Genomic DNA, 17,696 nt, shown 5'->3' with positions numbered 1-17,696 from the left:
ATCGTGTCCTCAGACTTCCCGCGTCGCTTCGTCCAGATCGGTGTCCTGCAGCGCCATGTTGATCAGGGCTTCGGCGTCCATCGCGTCGATCGAGTCCTCCTCCGGCACGGCCGCCGCCGTGCCGGCGGAGGCGCCGGCTCCGGCGAGTTCGAGCAGGGCCTCCATCAGCCCCGCGTCATGCAGCCGGGTGAGCGGAATCGACCCGAGCAGCCGGCGGACCGTCTCCTCGTCGGCAGCGGCGGCGGCGTCACCGTCGGGCGCCAGCTCCGCGCCGATGTGCTCGGCGAGCACCCGGGCGGTGGGATGGTCGAAGATCATCGTGGCGGGCAGCCGCAGCCCTGCGGCGGCGTTGAGGGTGTTGCGGAACTCGACGGCGCCCAGCGAGTCGAAGCCCAGGTCGCTGAAGGCCCGCTCCGGTTCGACGGCCTCGGGACCCGCGTGGCCCAGCACGGCCGCCGCGTGGGTACGGACGAGGTCGAGGACTGCGTCGTACCGCTCGTCGGCGGGCAGTGCCGCCAGGCGCTGCCGCAACGCGGCCCCGCCGCCGGTCTGTTCCGCCGACACGGCACGCCGCGAGGAGCCGCGTACCAGTCCGCGCAGCATCGGGGGCACCTCGGCCGCGTTCAGCGTCCTGGTGTCCAGGCTCATCGGGACCAGCGTCGGCGCGGCCAACGCGCCCGCTACGTCGAGGAGTTGGAGGCCCTGCTCGGGTGTCAGTCCCACGAGGCCCGCGCGGTCGATCCGCTGCCGGTCGGTGTCCGCCAGGTCACCGGCCATGCCGGCGTCGGTGGTCCACAGTCCCCAGGCCAGGGACTGGGCGGGCAGTCCTTCGCCGCGCCGGTGTTCGGCCAGGGCGTCGAGGAACGCGTTGGCCGCCGCGTAGTTGCCCTGCCCCGGGGTGCCGATCACGCCGGCGACGGAGGAGAACAGCACGAACGCGCTCAGGTCCATGTCGCGGGTCAGCTCGTGCAGATGCAGGGCGGCCAGCGCCTTGGGCGTGACGACCTTGTCCAGGCGTTCGGGGGTCAGCGACGCGACGAGGCCGTCGTCCAGGACGCCCGCCGCGTGCACCACACCGGTGAGCGCGCGCCCGGCCAGCAGTGCCGCCAGCGCCTCACGGTCGGCGACGTCGCAGGCGGCGACCTCGACCTCGGCGCCCAGCCCGGCCAGTTCCTTCATCAACTCCGCCGCACCGGGCGCCTCCAGGCCCCGGCGGCTCGTCAGCAGCAGTCGCCGTACGCCGTGCCCGGTGACCAGGTGGCGCGCGACCAGTCCGCCCAGGGCGCCGGACGCGCCCGTGATCAGTACCTCGTCGCCGAAGACCGACGACGGCTCGGACTCGGCGACCGAGGCCGCCCTCAGCCTCGGTACGTAGACCTTCCCGTCCCGGACGGCCACCTGGGGCTCGCCCGACGCCAGCGCCAGGGCGACGTCCGCCTTCTCGTCCTCACCGGCCACATCGACCAGGACGAACCGGCCCGGGTCCTCCGACTGGGCGCTGCGCACCAGGCCCCACGCCGCGGCGCCGGCCAGGTCGGTCACCCGCTCACCGGCGACGGCCACCGCGCCGCGTGTGACGACCGCGAGGGTCTCGGTCTCCGCCTGCACCGCCTTGAGCAGCGGATGCAGCGTGGCGAGTACGTCGTCGCCCTCGGTCCGCCACACCTTCGTGTCGGCGGCCACGTCGTCGCGTACGGCGACGGGCGTCCACTCGACCTGGAAGAGCGAGTCGACGCGGGTGAGTGCCCCGGCCGCCATCGGACGCAGTGTCAGGGCGTCCACGGAGACGACCGGCTGCCCGGCGCCGTCCACGGCGTGGAGGGTCACCTGGTCCTGGTCGGAGAGGGTCATCGTGACCCGGAGCGCGGTGGCGCCGGAGGCGTGCAGTTCCACGCCCGCCCAGGAGAAGGGCAGCACGACCCGGTCGTCGTCCGACAGGAGCGGGACGGTGTGCAGGGCCGCGTCCAGGAGCGCCGGGTGGATCCCGAAGCGGTCGGCCGCCCCGGACAGGACGATCTCCGCGTACACCGTCTGCCCGCTGCGCCAGGCGGACTTGAGTCCCTGGAACGCGGGCCCGTACTCGATTCCGGCTTCCGCCAGGCCCGTGTACAGCCCCGCCAGTTCCAGGGGCTCCGCTCCGGGCGGTGGCCACTGTGCCGCGGTCTCCGCCGCCGGGCCGCCGGTGGCCGGGGCCAGGATTCCGGCGGCGTGGCGGGTCCAGGGCAGATGCGGTTCGTCCGCGCCGCGGGCGTACACCTCGACGGCCCGGCTGCCGGTCCCCTCGTCCACCCCGACGACGACCTGTACGGCCGTGGCGGTGTGTTCGGCGAGGACCAGCGGCGCCTCGATGGTCAGTTCCTCGATCCGGCCGCAGCCGACCTCGTCACCCGCGCGGACGGCCAGTTCGACGAAGCCCGTACCGGGGAAGAGCAGGGTGCCGGCGACCGCGTGTTCGGCGAGCCAGGGCTGGGAGCCCAGTGACAGACGTCCGGTCAGCACGGTCCGGTCCGTTCCCGCGATGGCCACCGTCCGGTCCAGCAGCGGGTGGTCGGACGCGTCCGCGCCGCGCCCGGACTCGATCCAGAACGACTGGCGCTGGAAGGGGTACGTCGGCAGATCGACCCGGCGCGCCCCGCGCCCGTCGAACACGGCGTTCCAGTCGACGCGCACTCCGGCGGCGAACAGCCGGCCGACGCCGGTGAACAGGGTCTCCACGCCGGGGCGGTCGCGGCGCTGGGTGGCCGCCACCGTCCCGTCGGCGCTCTGCCGCACCATCGCGGTCAGCACGCTGTCCGGTCCGATCTCCAGGAACCGGGTGACGCCCTGATCCTGGAGGTGGGTCACGTCGTCGGCGAACCGCACGGCGTCACGCACGTGCCGTACCCAGTACTCCGCCGACGCCACGTCCTTGGTCAGCTGAACGACCGGCTCGCGGTAGGTGACGGACTCTGCGACCTTGCGGAACTCCTCCAACATCGGGTCCATCAGCGGCGAGTGGAAGGCGTGCGACACCTTCAGCCGGTTGGTCCTGCGGTCGGCGAACCGCTCGGCGATCGCGGTGGCGGCGTCCTCGGCGCCCGAGATCACCACCGAGCCGGGGGTGTTGACCGCCGCGATGCTCACCTCGTCGGTGAGGTGCGGCGTGACCTCCTCCTCGGTGGCGCGGATCGCGATCATCGCCCCGCCGGAGGGGAGTTCCTGGATCAGCCGTCCGCGTGCCGTGATCAGCCGGGCGGCGTCCGCCAGATCGAACACGCCGGCCACATGGGCGGCGGCGAGTTCACCGATGGAGTGGCCGGTCATGAGGTCCGGCTTGATGCCCCACGACTCCACGAGCCGGAACAGGGCGACCTGGAGGGCGAAGATCGCGGGCTGGGTGAACTCGGTGCGGCCCAGGGCCTCTTCGTCGCCCCACATGATCTCGCGCAGCGCCGGGTCGAGCACGGCGCAGACCTCGTCGAACGCCGCCGCGAAAGCGGGGAACGTCTCGTACAGCTCCCGGCCCATCCCGGCCCACTGGCTGCCCTGTCCGGTGAACAGGAACGCCAGCCCGCCCTCGGTGACCGAGTCGATCACGGTCTCGGAGCCGATCCGCACCGCGCGGTGCTCCAGGGCGGCCCGGCCGGTCGCGGCCGAGTACGCCACGTCCAGCTCGTCCGCGTCGACGGCGCCGATCCGGTCGAGCTGGTCCTGGAGCGCCGTACGTGTCCGGGCGGACAGCACCAGGGGGACGACGGGCAACTCCCGCCGCTCCACCGGCGCTTCCTCGACCGGGTCGGCCTCCTCGATGATGACGTGGGCGTTGGTGCCGCTGATGCCGAAGGAGGAGACACCGGCGCGGCGCGGGCGGCCGTCGTTCGGCCACTCCCGCGGCTCGGTGAGCAGTTGGACGTCGCCGGCCTCCCAGTCCACCTGGGGGGTGGGCGCGTCCACGTGCAGCGTCCTGGGCAAGGTGCCCTGCCGCATCGCCTCGACCATCTTGATGATGCCCGCGACACCCGCCGCGGCCTGTGTGTGGCCGATGTTCGACTTGATGGAACCCAGCCACAGCGGCCGGTCCTCGGGGCGGCCCTGGCCGTAGGTGGCGAGCAGTGCCTGCGCCTCGATCGGGTCACCCAGGGTGGTGCCGGTGCCGTGCGCCTCGACGGCGTCCACATCGGCGCCCGCCAGGCCCGCGTTGGCCAGGGCCTGGTTGATCACCCGCTGCTGGGACGGCCCGTTGGGTGCGGTCAGGCCGTTGCTCGCCCCGTCCTGGTTGGTCGCCGTGCCCCGTACGAGGGCGAGTACCGGGTGTCCGTTGCGACGGGCGTCGGACAGCCGCTCCACCAGGAGCATGCCGACGCCCTCACTCCAACTGGCGCCGTCGGCGGCGGCCGCGAAGGACTTGCAGCGGCCGTCGGTCGCCAGGCCGCGCTGCTCGCTGAACTCGATGAAGTTGTCCGCCGCGGCCATCACCGTGACGCCGCCCGCGAGGGCGAGCGAGCACTCGCCCGACCGCAGGGCCTGCGCCGCCAGATGCAGGGCGACCAGGGACGACGAGCAGGCGGTGTCGACGGTCACCGCGGGGCCTTCGAGCCCCAGGGTGTAGGAGACACGGCCGGAGGCGATGGCGCCCGTGCTGCTGTTGTGGGTGTAGTCGTGGTACATCATTCCGGCGAACACTCCGGTCGGGCTGCCCTTGAGCGTCGTCGGGTCGATCCCCGCCCGCTCCAGCACCTCCCAGGACGCCTCCAGCAACAGCCGCTGCTGAGGGTCCATCACCAGCGCCTCGTTCGGCGCGATCCCGAAGAAACCGGGGTCGAACTGGGCCGCGTCGTAAAGGAATCCGCCCTTGTCGACGTAGCTGGTGCGCGGGCGGGTGGCCGTGGGGTCGTAGATCCGCTCCAGGTCCCAGCCCCGGTCGGTGGGGAAGTCGGAGATGGCGTCCGTCCCGTCGGCGACCAGCCGCCACAGGTCCTCCGGCGAGGACACACCGCCCGGATAGCGGCACGCCATCGCGACGATCGCGATCGGGTCGTCGCCGACCGGGGTCGCGACGGAGGTGACCCGGCTCTCGTGGACCGTTCCCGAGACCTCGTCCAGCAGATGGCGCGCGAGAACGGTGGGGTTCGGGTAGTCGAACACCAGCGTGGCCGGCAGCCGCAGGCCGGTGGCCTCGCCGAGCCCGTTGCGCAGCTCCATCGCCGCCAGCGAGTCGACCCCCAGATCGCGGAACGCGCGCTCCGGGTCGACGGCCCCCGGTCCGGCGTAGCCGAGCGTGGTGGCGGCCTGCGCCCGGACCAGGTTGAGCAGCATGTCGAACCGCTGGTCGTCGGACATGCCCACGAGCCGGTCACGGAGCCCGTCCGCGTCGGCGCGGGTACGGGCGGTGCCACGGGTGACGACCGGGACCAGGCCGCGCAGCAGCTCCGGCACCGAGCCGCCGGCGCGGACGGCCGGGAGGTCGAGCTTCACGGGGACGAGTACGGCGGGTCCGTCGGCGGCCGTGGCCGCGTCGAAGAGCGCCAGCCCCTCGCTGTGCGACAGCGAGAGGATGCCGCCGCGTTCCATGCGGGACCGGTCGGTGTCCGTCAGTTCACTCGCCATGCCGGTGCTGGTCTGCCACACGCCCCAGGCCAGGGACTGGGCGGGCAGGCCGTCCGCACGGCGGCGCTCGGCCAGGGCGTCGAGGTACGCGTTGGCCGCCGCGTAGTTGCCCTGCCCCGGCGAGCCGACCACACCGGCCGCCGAGGAGAACAGCACGAACGCGCTCAGGTCCATGTCACGGGTCAGTTCGTGCAGATACAGGGCCGCGTCCACCTTGGGGCGCATCACCCGGTCCACCCGCTCGGGCGTCAGCGATCCGATGACACCGTCGTCCAGGACGCCCGCCGCGTGCACCACACCGGTCAGCGAGCGCCCGGCCAGCAGCGCGGCCAGCGCCGCACGGTCGCCGACGTCGCAGGCGGCGACCTCGACCACGGCGCCCAGCCCGCCCAGCTCCGCCACCAACTCCGGCGCACCGGGCGTGTCCAGGCCCCGGCGGCCGGTCAGCAGCAGCCGTGTCACTCCGTACTCGGTGACGAGATGCCGGGCCAGCAGAGCGCCCAGCACTCCCACGCCACCGGTGATCAGTACCTCGTCGCCGAACGGCGGCGGCGTGTCGTCCGCCGTCTCCGGCGCCGCCGACACCCGGGCCAGCCGGGGCGCGTGGGCGACTCCGTCACGTACGACGACACGGGGCTCACCGGTCGACAGCGCCAGCGCGAGGGCGGCGTCGTCACCGCCCGGTGTCGCCTCGGGGTCGGCGGCCAGGTCGATCAGGACGAAGCGGTCGGGGTCCTCGGTCTGGGCGGTACGCACCAGACCCCAGACGGCCGCCGCTGCCAGGTCGTGGACGTCCTCGCCGTTGAGCGAGACCGCGCCGCGCGTGATCACCGTCAGGCGCGGGCCGGCGGACTGCAGCGCCTCCAGCGCCAGGTTCACCGCCGCGCGTACGTCCAGTCCGCCGGGCAGGCGGAACACCTCGGCGTCGGTGGGCGGCCGCACCTCGGCGGCGGTGCCGGCGGGGATCGGGGTGAGGGCGACGTGGTACAGCGATTCCGTACGGGGCTTGGTCGCCACGTCCGTGAGGGGCCGCAGGACCAGGGAGTCGACCGTCGCGACGGGCCGGCCGGTCGCGTCGGTGATCGTCAGGGCCGCGACGCCGTCCTGCACGGGGGTGACACGCACGCGCAGCGCGCTCGCGCCGGAGGCGTGCAGTTCCACTCCGGACCAGGCGAACGGCAGCATCGCCGCGTCGTCGGTTCCGGCCGGGGAGAGTCCGATGGCGTGCAGGCCCGCGTCGAAGAGGGCCGGGTGCAGACCGAAGGCGTCGGCCGCCGTGTTGTCCGGCAGGGCGATCTCGGCGTACACCTCGTCGCCGTCCCGCCAGGCCGCCCTCAGTCCCCGGAAGGTCGGCCCGTACGCCAGACCCGTGGCGACCAACTCCTCGTAGAGGGTGTCGACATCGAGGTCCAGCGGCTCGGCGCCGGGCGGGGGCCACTCGGTCAGTTCGCCGCCGCCGGCCGAGGTGGCCGTGGCGAGCAGACCGGTGGCGTGCCGGTTCCACGGCAGGTCGGTCGCGTCCTGGTCGCGGGAGTACACCTGGACCTCGCGGCGGCCCGCCTCGTCCGCCGCTCCGACGACGACCTGCACGGCGACGCCGCCGCGCTCGGCGAGGACCAGCGGTGCCTCGATCGTCAGTTCCTCGATACGGCCGCAGCCGACCTCGTCGCCGGCCCGGATGACCAGTTCCACGAATCCGGTGCCGGGGAAGAGGATCGAGCCGCCGATGACATGGTCGGTGAGCCAGGGCAGTGTCCCGGCCGACAGCCGTCCGGTGAGCACCACCTCCTCCGAGCCCGCGAGCATGACCATCGCCCCGAGCAGCGGGTGGCCCAGGGAGCCCAGCCCCATGGAGGCCGCGTCGGCGTTCGCCGTCTCGTCGTTCAGCCAGTAGCGGTGGTGCTGGAAGGCGTACGTGGGAAGTGCCGCCCGCCCGGCGCCCGTTCCGGCGTACACCTTCTCCCAGTCGACGCCCACACCGCGGGTGTGGGCCTGGGCGAGCACGCTCAGGAAACGGTCGAGGCCGCCGTCGTTGCGGCGCAGGGTGCCGATCGTGGTCTGTTCCATGCTCGGGGCCAGCACCGGATGCGGGCTGGCCTCGATGAACACGCCCACGCCCTGCTCGGTCAGCAGGCGGATGGTCCGGTCGAACTCCACGGTCTGCCGCAGATTCCGGTACCAGTAGCCGGCGTCGAGACCGGTGGTGTCCAGCAGACCGCCGGTCACGGTGGAGTGGAAGGGGATCTGCGCGGCGCGGGGCTCGATGGGTGCCAGTACGTCGAGCAGTTCCCGCTCGATGCGCTCCACCTGGGCGGAGTGCGAGGCGTAGTCGACCTGGATCCGGCGCGCCCGCACACCGTCGGCCTCGCAGGAGGCCATCAGTTCGTCCAGCGCGTCGACCTCGCCCGAGACCACGGTGGCGGCGTTGCCGTTGACCACCGCGATGCCCGTCCGGGTGCCCCAGCGCTCGATCAGCCGCTCGGTCTCCTCACGGGGGAGGGCGACCGACACCATCCCGCCCTGGCCGGAGAGGGCGAGCAGCGCCTTGCTGCGCAGGGCGACCACGCGGGCGCCGTCCTGCAACGACAGCGCCCCGGCCACGGTCGCCGCGGCGATCTCGCCCTGGGAGTGGCCGACCACGCCGACGGGCTCGACTCCGTAGTGCCGCCACAGACCGGCCAGCGACACCATGACCGCCCAGAGGACCGGCTGCACGACGTCCACGCGTTCCAGGAGGGCCTCGTCGCCGAGCGCGTCGCCCAACGACCAGTCCACGAACGGCGCCAGTGCCTCCTCGCACGCGGACATGTGCTCGGTGAACGCGGGGGACGACGCCATCAGCTCGGTCGCCATGCCGACCCACTGGGAGCCCTGCCCCGGGAACACCATGACCGCGCCCGCGCCGGGCCGGGCCGACGTCACCGGTGCTTCTCCCTGGACCAGGGCGGCGAGCCCCTGGGTGAAGCCCTCCTCGTCGGGGGCCAGCACGGCGGCCCGGTAGTCGTACGCCGCCCGCTGTGTGGCCAGCGACCATCCCACGTCCACCGGACGCGCGTCGCCCACCGCGGCCAGCAGCCGCTCCGCGTAGTCGCGTACGGCGGCCTCGGTCTTGCCGGAGATCAGCCAGGGCACCACCGGGAGTTCCCGGGGCTCCGGCGGCTCCGGTGTCTCCTCGGCCGGTACGTCCTCCGCCCGCGGAGCCTCCTCCAGGACGATATGGGCGTTGGTCCCACTGGCCCCGAACGAGGACACGGCGGCGCGGCGCGGGCCGCCCTCCGGCCAGGCACGGGCCTCGGTGAGCAGCCGGACGCTGCCCGCCGTCCAGTCGACCTGCGGCGACGGTTCGTCCACGTGCAGCGTCTTGGGCAGCGAGCCGTGACGTATCGCCTGGACCATCTTGATGATGCCCGCGACACCCGCGGCGGCCTGTGTGTGACCGATGTTGGACTTGACCGAGCCGAGCCACAGCGGCCGGTCGTCGGGGCGGTCCTGCCCGTAGGTGGCCAGCAGGGCCTGTGCCTCGATCGGGTCGCCGAGGGTGGTTCCGGTGCCGTGCGCCTCCACCACGTCCACGTCGGAGCCCGTCAGGCCCGCGTTGGCCAGGGCCAGTTGAATGACCCGGCGCTGGGAGGGGCCGTTCGGAGCGGTGATGCCGTTGCTGGCGCCGTCCTGGTTGACGGCGCTGCCGCGTACGACGGCGAGGATCGGGTGGCCGTTGCGGCGGGCGTCCGAGAGCCGCTCCACCACCAGCATGCCGACGCCCTCGCCCCACCCGGTGCCGTCGGCCGCCGAGGCGAACGCCTTGCAGCGGCCGTCCGTCGACAGACCGCGCTGCCGGCTGAACTCCACGAAGGTGACCGGCGACGACATGATCGTCACACCGCCGGCCAGGGCGAGGGAGCATTCCCCGCTGCGCAGGGCCTTGACGGCCATGTCGAGCGCGACCAGCGAGGACGAGCAGGCGGTGTCGATCGTCACCGCCGGGCCCTCAAGACCGAGGGTGTAGGCCACCCGGCCGGAGACCAGCGCACCGGTCACACTGCTGCTCGGATAGTCGTGGTACACCAGCCCGGCGAAGACTCCGGTGGCGGTGCCCTTCAGCGACGGCGGGTCGATCCCGGCCCGCTCCACCGCCTCCCAGGAGGTCTCCAGCAGCAGCCGCTGCTGGGGGTCCATCGCCATCGCCTCAAGGGGGCTGATGCCGAAGAACTCGGGGTCGAAGTCGCCCGCACCGTCCAGGAAGCTGCCCTTGTTGACGTAGCTGGTGTTCTCGCCCGTCCCGTCCGGGTCGTACAGCGAGTCCAGGTTCCAGCCCCGGTCGGTGGGGAACTCCCCCACCGTTTCCAGGCCGTCGGCAACGAGGTCCCAGAGTCCTTCCGGTGAGGACGCGCCACCGGGGAAACGGCAGGCCATTCCCACGATCGCGATCGGCTCACGCTCCCGATCCTCCACCTCACGCAGACGGCGCCGAGTCTGCTGCAACTCACCGGTGGCAAGCCGCAGATACTCGCGAAGCCGGTCGTCGTTGGAGTCCTTCGACATCGTCATCAACCAATCCGTGAAGGTTCACAAAGCAGAGGCGGGAGCCGTCAGGACAGTCCCAGTTCCTTGTTCAGCACCGCGAACAACTCGTCATCGGATTCGGCCACCAGGCCGCCGACGGGCTCGTCCGGCGCGCCGCTCCCGGCGTCTCGCGCCCGTCGCGACATGGTTTCGAGCCGGGCCGTGACCTTGGCGTGGGCTTCGCGGTCGCCCGTCGCCAGCTCGGTCAGCGCGGCTTCCAGCCGAGTCAGCTCGGCCAGCAGCGCGGCCGCCCCGTCGGCCTCCGCCGGTCGCAGCCCGTCGTGGACGAGTTCGGCGATGGCGAGGGGGGTCGGGTAGTCGAAGGCCAGGGTCGGGGGCAGTGACAGCCCCGTCTCGGTGTTGAGCGCGTTGCGCAGTTCCACCGCGCCCAGCGAGGTGAGGCCGAGTTCGTTGAACGCGCGGTCCGGGGGCACCTCGTCGGCGCCGCCGTGGCCGAGCACCTGGGCGACGTGGCCCCGTACCAGCTCCAGCAGGAACTTCTCGCGTTCGGGCACGGTCAGCCCGGACAGCCGCTCCCACGACACCCCGCCGGCCGGCGCGCGACGGGTCTGGCCGCGTACCAGGCCGCCGAAGATCGCGGGCAGCGTCCCCGTCTCGGCGAGGGACCGCATCACCGCCAGGTCGAACCGGACCGGCAGTGTCATCGGCGGCCGGCCGCGCAGGGTCGCGGCGTCCATCAGCGCCAGCCCCTCGTCCGGGGACAGCGGCGGCATTCCCGAGCGCCTGAGCCGCGCCAGTTCGGCGTCGTCCAGGCGGTCGGCCATGCCCCCGACCTCGGTCCAGGGTCCCCAGCCGAGGGTCAGCGCGGGCAGGCCCTTGGTGGCGCGATGCCGGGCGAGTGCGTCCAACCAGGCGTTCGCGGCGGCGTAGTTGCCCTGTCCCGCGCCGCCGAGCGTGCCGGCGACGGACGAGAAGATCACGAACGACGAGAGAGCGTGGTCCAGGGTCAGTTCGTGCAGATGCCAGGCGGCGTCGACCTTCGGCCGCATGACCGTGTCCAGCCGCTCGGGCGTCAACGCCCCCATGAGTCCGTCGTCCAGCACACCGGCCGAGTGCACGACGCCCGTCAGGGGCCGATCGGCCAACAGGGCGGCCAGGGCGTCCCGGTCGGTCACGTCGCAGACGACGACCTCCACCTCGGCGCCCGAACCGGTCAGCTCCGCCACCAGTTCGGCCGCGCCCGGCGTGTCCATGCCCCGGCGGCTGGTCAGCAGCAGACTCTTCGCGCCGTGCTCCGCGGCCAGGTGCCGGGCGGCGAGGGCGCCGAGCCCGTTCAGACCACCGGTGATCAGGATCGTGCCGTGCGTGCCCCACGACTGGACGCGCCCTTCGACCGCGGGAACGCGGGCCAGCCTCGCCACCCGGATCTCGCCGTCCCGTACGGCGATCTCGGGCTCGCCGAGGCGCAGTACCTCCTCGGGCAGTTCGCCGTCGGCGTCCAGGTCCACCAGGACGAACCTGCCCGGGTGCTCCGACTCCGCCGAACGCACCAGACCCCACACCGCCGCGTGCCCGAGGTCGCTGCCGTCGGTCGCGCCGCGCGTGACGACCACGAGCTTGGCGGCGGCGGCCTGCTCGTCGTCGAGCCACCCCTGGATGACGGGGAGCACCTGATGGGTGATCGTCCGGAAGCCTTCGGGTGCGGACTCGTCCAGCGGCGGGCACTCGTAGATCGTGTGAGCGACGGTCTCGGAGGTGGTGGGCGCCGGGGCGGTGACCCAGTCGACGTGGAAGAGGGATTCACGGCCGCCGGTGTGGGCCCGTACCTCGTCGGTGGTGATCGGGCGGGTCTCGAACGACTCCACCGACAGGACGGGTTGCCCGTCCTGGTCGACGGTCACCGACGCTCCGCGCCACACATGGGCGAGCGTCGGCTCACCGTCGGGGTGAAGTCCTGCGGCGTGTGCGGCGGCTTCGAGCACCGTGGCGTACGTCGTGTCGTCACGGCTCCACGAGGAAGCGGCGCCCTCGTCGGTCAGGACGCCGGAGGCGTGCTTGACCCAGGCCGCCGACCGGTCGTCACGGCGCGCGTACACGCTGAAGGACCCGGCCTCGTCGACCATCGCGCGCAGTGTCGTGTCGTCCTCGGTGCCGGCCATGACCAGCGGAGTGTGGAGGTCGAGCTGCTCGACACGGCCGCGACCCGTCTGCTCCGCGGCTGTCAGGGCCAGTTCGAGGAACACCTCCCCGGGCACCACCGCGGCGCCGAAGGCGTCGTGGTCGGCGAGCCAGGGGTGGGTGTCGAGGGAGAGCCGTCCGGTGAAGACGACACCGCCGGTGTCCGGGAGGACGATGCCCGACGTCAGCAGGGGGTGGTCGACGGCGTCCGCGCCGGCTGTTGTCTTGGACTGCTCGATCAGCCAGTAACGCTTGCGCTGGAAGGCGTAGGTCGGCAGATCGACCCGGCGTGCACCACGCCCGTCGAACACGGCGTCCCAGTCCACCGGAACACCGGCCGCGAACAGCCGGCCCACCCCGGCGAACACACTCTCCACCTCAGGGCGGTCACGCCGCAGCGTCGGAGCCAAAGTGCCCTCGGCACTCTGACCCGCCATCGCCGTCAGCACACCATCCGGACCGATCTCCAGGAACCGCGTCACACCCTCGTCCTGAAGATGACGGACATCGTCGGCGAACCGCACCGCGTCGCGTACGTGCGCCACCCAGTAGTCGGCCGAACCGACATCCTTGGTCAGCCGGATCGTCGGTTCGCTGTATGTGACGCTCTCCGCGATCTTGCGGAAGTCGTCCAGCATCGGATCCATCAGAGGTGAGTGGAAAGCGTGAGAGACCGTCAGACGATTGCGCTTACGGTCGGTGAACCGCTCCGCGACCGCCGTCACCGCCTCCTCCTCACCCGAAATCACCACCGAGGACGGGCTGTTGACCGCCGCGACACTCACCCCACCGGTCAGCAGCGGGAGCACTTCTTCTTCCGTGGCCTGGATCGCGACCATCGCCCCACCCGCCGGCAACGCCTGCATCAACCGCCCACGCGCCGAGATCAACCGGCCCGCATCCTCCAGACCGAACACCCCCGCCACATGCGCCGCAGCCAACTCACCGATCGAATGCCCCACCAGGAAATCGGGCTTGACCCCCCACGACTCCACCAACCGGAACAACGCCACCTCAAGAGCGAAGATCGCCGGCTGGGTGAACTCCGTACGGCTCAGCGCCTCCTCGTCACCCCACATCACCTCACGCACAGCGGGGTCGAGCACCCCACACACCGCATCGAACGCCGACGCGAAAACGGGGAACGCCCCGTACAACTCCCGCCCCATACCAAGACGTTGACTCCCCTGCCCGGTGAACAGGAACGCCACCTTGCCCTCGGTGACCGAGCCGGTCACGGTCTCGGGGCCCACCAGCACCGCGCGGTGCTCCAGGACAGCGCGCCCTGTCGCGGCCGAGTAGGCGACATCGAGCGCGTTCCCGTCCGCGACCACCGGACCGAACCGGCCGATCTGCGCCTCCAGCGCCGCCGGGGTCTTCCCCGACACCACCACCGGCGCCACCGACAACTCCCGCCGCTCCACCGCCTCTTCCTCGACGGGAACGGGGGCGGCTTCTTCGACGATGACGTGGGCGTTGGTTCCGCTGAGCCCGAACGACGACACTCCCGCGCGTCGGGGGCGGCCCTCGCTGGGCCAGTCCCTCGCCTCCGTCAGGAGCCGGACATCACCCGCGTCCCAGTCCACCTGCTTTGTCGGCTCATCCACATGCAACGTCTTCGGCAGCCGGCCATGACGCATGGCCTCGACCATCTTGATGATCCCGGCCACACCCGCCGCCGCCTGCGTATGACCGATGTTCGACTTGATCGAACCCAGCCACAACGGCCGCCCCTCCGGACGGCCCTGACCGTACGTCTCCAGCAGCGCCTGCGCCTCGATCGGGTCGCCCAAGGTGGTGCCCGTACCGTGCGCCTCGACCGCGTCCACATCCGCCGTCGACAGACCGGCCTTCGCCAGCGCCTGCTTGATCACCCGGCGCTGCGCCGGGCCGTTGGGGGCCGTCAGTCCGTTGCTGGCCCCGTCCTGGTTCAGCGCGCTCGCGCGCACCACCGCCAGCACCGGATGCCCCAGCCGACGCGCGTCCGACAGCCGCTCCAGAAGGAGCACTCCGACACCTTCGGAGCAGCTCATGCCGTTGGCGGCGTCGCTGAACGACTTGCAGCGGCCGTCGATCGACAGGCCGCGCTGCTCGCTGAAGTAGAGGAACATCTCGGGGGTGGACATCACCGTCACACCGCCCGCGAGAGCGAGCGAGCACTCACCGGAACGCAGCGACTGGATCGCCGTGTGCAGTGCGACCAGCGAGGACGAGCACGCGGTGTCCATGGTGACCGCGGGGCCCACCAGGCCCAACGTGTAGGCCACTCGCCCGGAGACGATGCTGCCGCCGCTGCTGCCGCCGGCGTAGTCGTGGTACATCACTCCGGCGAACACACCGGTCGGGCTGCCCTTCAGCGAGGCGGGGTCGATCCCGGCGCGCTCCAGCACCTCCCAGGACGCCTCCAGCAGCAGCCGCTGCTGCGGGTCGGTCTCCAGGGCCTCGCGCGGACTGATACCGAAGAACTCCGCGTCGAACTCCGCCGCGTCGTGCAGGAATCCGCCTTCGCGGGACGTTGTCTTTCCGGGCTTGCCGACCTCGGGGTCGTAGATGTTCTCCACTCCCCAGCCGCGGTCGGCCGGGAACTCGGAGATCGCGTCGACGCCGTCGTCGACGAGCCGCCACAAGTCCTCGGGCGAGTTCACGCCGCCCGGGTAGCGGCACGCCATCGAAACAATGGCGATCGGCTCCTGGTCACGCTGCTCAAGCTCGGCGACGCGTCTGCGCGCGGTGCGCAGATCCGTGGTCGCGCGCTTGAGGTAGTCAAGAAGCTTCTCCTGGTTGCTCACCAAAGCCACCCCGGGTCGAAAGGGCGTCGACACTTACGACGCGCGCTTGCCGGGAACGTTACGCAGGGTGAAAACACCCCCCAACCCCTGATCGCCCCTAACGTGGCCCGACCCCTTCGCCCGGCGCGACCATCGGTTTCCGACCCCGGCGTCCGGACCGCGTGCAGCCCACACCGACCGCGCCCGATCGCGGCAGGGGTTCGCCCTGTCACGCGCGGTAGTCGGGTCTCTGGGGTGTACGGGGTCGGTGCGCCGCCGCGCGGCGACGCACCCGGGCACCGGTGGTTCGGCGGGACGGCGCGGGTCAGTGCCGCCACTCTCTGTCCTGGCCGCCCGTCCAGGCGCCCGGCGGTGTGTACCAGGCACCGGGTGAGGTGTAACGGACCGCGCCCCAGGCGGAGTTGCGCCGCTGCCGGGCCGCGGAGGACGCGACGGCCTGCTCCCGGGTACCGGTCAGGGCGCTCAACACCGCGAGCAGCGCGGCGAGTTCCATCTCTCCCGGAGCGCCCCTGACGACGCGCACGAGGTGCTCGGCAGGTGTGACGGCGACGGGTTCCCGTGTTCGCGGGCCGGCCACGTTGTCGGGGTGCATGATTTCCCTCCGGTACTCTTCGGTACTCTTCGAAAGACTCCGCCCGTGCTTTCTCCGTGCTTTCTCTCCTTCATTGAAAGGTCCCTCCGCCCCGCGCTTCCAGCGGATCGACCCCCTAATTCCCCGCTTCGTCCCCCTATTCGAAAGCCGTGGTAGTCCGTCCTCACAACAACGGGCCGCCATTTCCGGACCGGGCGCGCTCCGCGAAGCGGGTAGGGCCCGATAGGGGTCATGAGGGGTCGCCACGCGCCCGTACACACCTGAACGCTGAACACAGCCTGCCGCAGCGGCTTCAGCCGGATCGATCCAAGGAACTTGATTGATGACCGCCATATCGAGCGACAACGCGTCCAATTGGATTCGAGAATTCCATCCGGCGGACCGGACATCCCCGAGGATGATCTGCTTCCCCCACGCGGGCGGTGCGGCGAGCTACTACTTCCCCGTCTCGCGGGCGCTGGCCGGGAAGATCGAAGTCCTCGCCATCCAGTACCCGGGGCGCCAGGACCGTTACACGGAACCGGCCATCGGCAACGTCGAGGCCCTCGCCGCCGCGGTCTTCCGTGAGCTTCCGACGGAGGACCTGGACCGGACCTGGCTCTTCGGGCACAGCATGGGGGCCGCCGTCGCCTTCGAGGTGGCCCGGCTGATGGAACGGGAGTTGAACCAGTCCCCGGTCGGGATCATCCTCTCCGGCCGGCGCGCACCGTCCCGGTTCCGTCCCGAGACCCTCCATCTGCAGGGCGACGCGGCGATCATCGCCAACGTGCAGTCGCTGAGCGGTACCGACGCGATCCTCTTCGACGACCCCGACACCCAGCGGCTGATCATGCCGGCGCTGCGTGCCGACTACCGGGCCATCGAGACCTACCGGCCGGCCGGCATTCCGCGCGTCGCGTGCCCGATCTACACCTTCGTGGGCGACGCCGACCCGTTGGCCACGCTGGACGAGGTCGGCAGCTGGCGCGACCACACCACGGCCGAGTTCACCCTGCGCGTCTTCCCGGGCGACCACTTCTATCTGACGGCCCGCGCCGGCGAGGTCATCTCCGCGATCTCCCAGCTGATCGTGGAGCCCACCCGGAGCGCCTGACCCAGGCGCGCCACCGACGCGGCAGGTGCCGCCGCCCCTGCCGGCGGAGGCGCCGCGAACGGCACCGGACCAAGACGCGACCCCGCCCACGGATCGACTGAACTCTCGCCTGTGTGTTGTGATCAGGCGGACAGCGACGCAGCCGGTCCGGCAGAGTGGGAGAAACGCCGTGTTCTACTACGTACTGAAGTACGTGCTGTTGGGGCCCGTGCTGCGGTTGCTCTTCCGGCCCCGGATCGAGGGGCTCGAACACATTCCGGCGGACGGCGCCGCGATCGTCGCGGGCAACCATCTCTCGTTCTCCGACCACTTCCTGATGCCCGCGATCATCCGGCGGCGGATCACGTTTCTCGCGAAGGCCGAGTACTTCACCGGTCCCGGCGTCAAGGGACGCCTCACCGCCTCCTTCTTCCGCGGCGTCGGCCAGATCCCGGTCGACCGGTCCGGCAAGGAGGCCGGGAAGGCCGCGATCCGGGAAGGGCTCGGGGTGCTCGGCAAGGGCGAGTTGCTGGGGATCTACCCGGAGGGCACGCGCTCGCACGACGGGCGGCTCTACAAGGGCAAGGTCGGGGTGGCGGTGATGGCCATCAGGGGGCAGGTCCCGGTGGTGCCGTGCGCGATGGTGGGTACGTTCGAGATCCAGCCGCCCGGTCAGAAGATCCCGAGCATCAGGCGGGTCACGATCCGCTTCGGTGAGCCGCTGGACTTCTCGCGCTACGAGGGCCTGGAGAACGAGAAGGCGGCGGTCCGCGCGGTCACCGACGAGATCATGTACGCGATCCTCGGGCTGTCCGGGCAGGAGTACGTGGACCGGTACGCCGCCGATGTGAAGGCCGAGGAGGCCCGGCAGGCACCGCCGAAGAGGTTCCCCCGGCTGCGCCGCTGACGGTCTGTCGGCTCCGGCCGGCCACAGGGAGGGGGCGACGGCCGTCTC

4 protein-coding genes and 1 pseudogene are annotated in these 17,696 nt (G+C 71.8%); 2 read left to right on the top strand and 3 right to left on the bottom strand.

Going from position 1 to position 17,696, the window contains the following annotated elements; genetic code table 11:
- Positions 1–9: 9 nt before the first annotated feature.
- The 3 genes and pseudogenes from ACFUN8_RS24165 to ACFUN8_RS24155 form a co-directional block, all read right to left on the bottom strand.
- Complete coding sequence (locus tag ACFUN8_RS24165) at positions 10–10,137, bottom strand: SDR family NAD(P)-dependent oxidoreductase (protein WP_383641264.1); 10,128 nt, start codon at positions 10,135–10,137, stop codon at positions 10–12.
- A 38-nt stretch (positions 10,138–10,175) separates the two neighbouring features.
- Positions 10,176–15,059: pseudogene (locus tag ACFUN8_RS24160) on the bottom strand (SDR family NAD(P)-dependent oxidoreductase); the annotation flags it as partial.
- 322 nt (positions 15,060–15,381) lie between these two features.
- Entirely contained in the window at positions 15,382–15,669 is a 288-nt protein-coding gene (locus ACFUN8_RS24155; protein ID WP_383641262.1) for an acyl-CoA carboxylase epsilon subunit, read from the bottom strand.
- A gap of 322 nt (positions 15,670–15,991) precedes the next feature.
- Between ACFUN8_RS24155 and ACFUN8_RS24150 the strand changes: the two genes are divergently transcribed.
- Both ACFUN8_RS24150 and ACFUN8_RS24145 read left to right on the top strand, forming a co-directional pair.
- A complete protein-coding gene (locus ACFUN8_RS24150; protein ID WP_383641259.1) occupies positions 15,992–16,762 on the top strand; it encodes a thioesterase II family protein in 771 nt (256 codons plus the stop codon).
- A gap of 169 nt (positions 16,763–16,931) precedes the next feature.
- Positions 16,932–17,648 carry a lysophospholipid acyltransferase family protein gene (locus tag ACFUN8_RS24145; protein WP_383641256.1) on the top strand — a complete coding sequence of 239 codons (717 nt, stop codon included), beginning with the start codon at positions 16,932–16,934 and terminating at the stop codon, positions 17,646–17,648.
- The last annotated feature ends 48 nt before the right edge of the window (positions 17,649–17,696 follow it).

Origin of the sequence: Streptomyces sp. NPDC057307 (assembly GCF_042667665.1) — a bacterium.
Classification (GTDB): domain Bacteria; phylum Actinomycetota; class Actinomycetes; order Streptomycetales; family Streptomycetaceae; genus Streptomyces.
Note: the sequence above shows the minus strand (reverse complement) of the source record. Positions and strands in the feature narration are given on the sequence as shown.

Bases quoted from the DNA above. Each gene is read 5' to 3' on its own strand.
- ACFUN8_RS24155 (WP_383641262.1), bottom strand. From the start codon at position 15,669: ATGCACCCCGACAACGTGGCCGGCCCGCGAACACGGGAACCCGTCGCC.
- ACFUN8_RS24150 (WP_383641259.1), top strand. From the start codon at position 15,992: ATGACCGCCATATCGAGCGACAACGCGTCCAATTGGATTCGAGAATTC.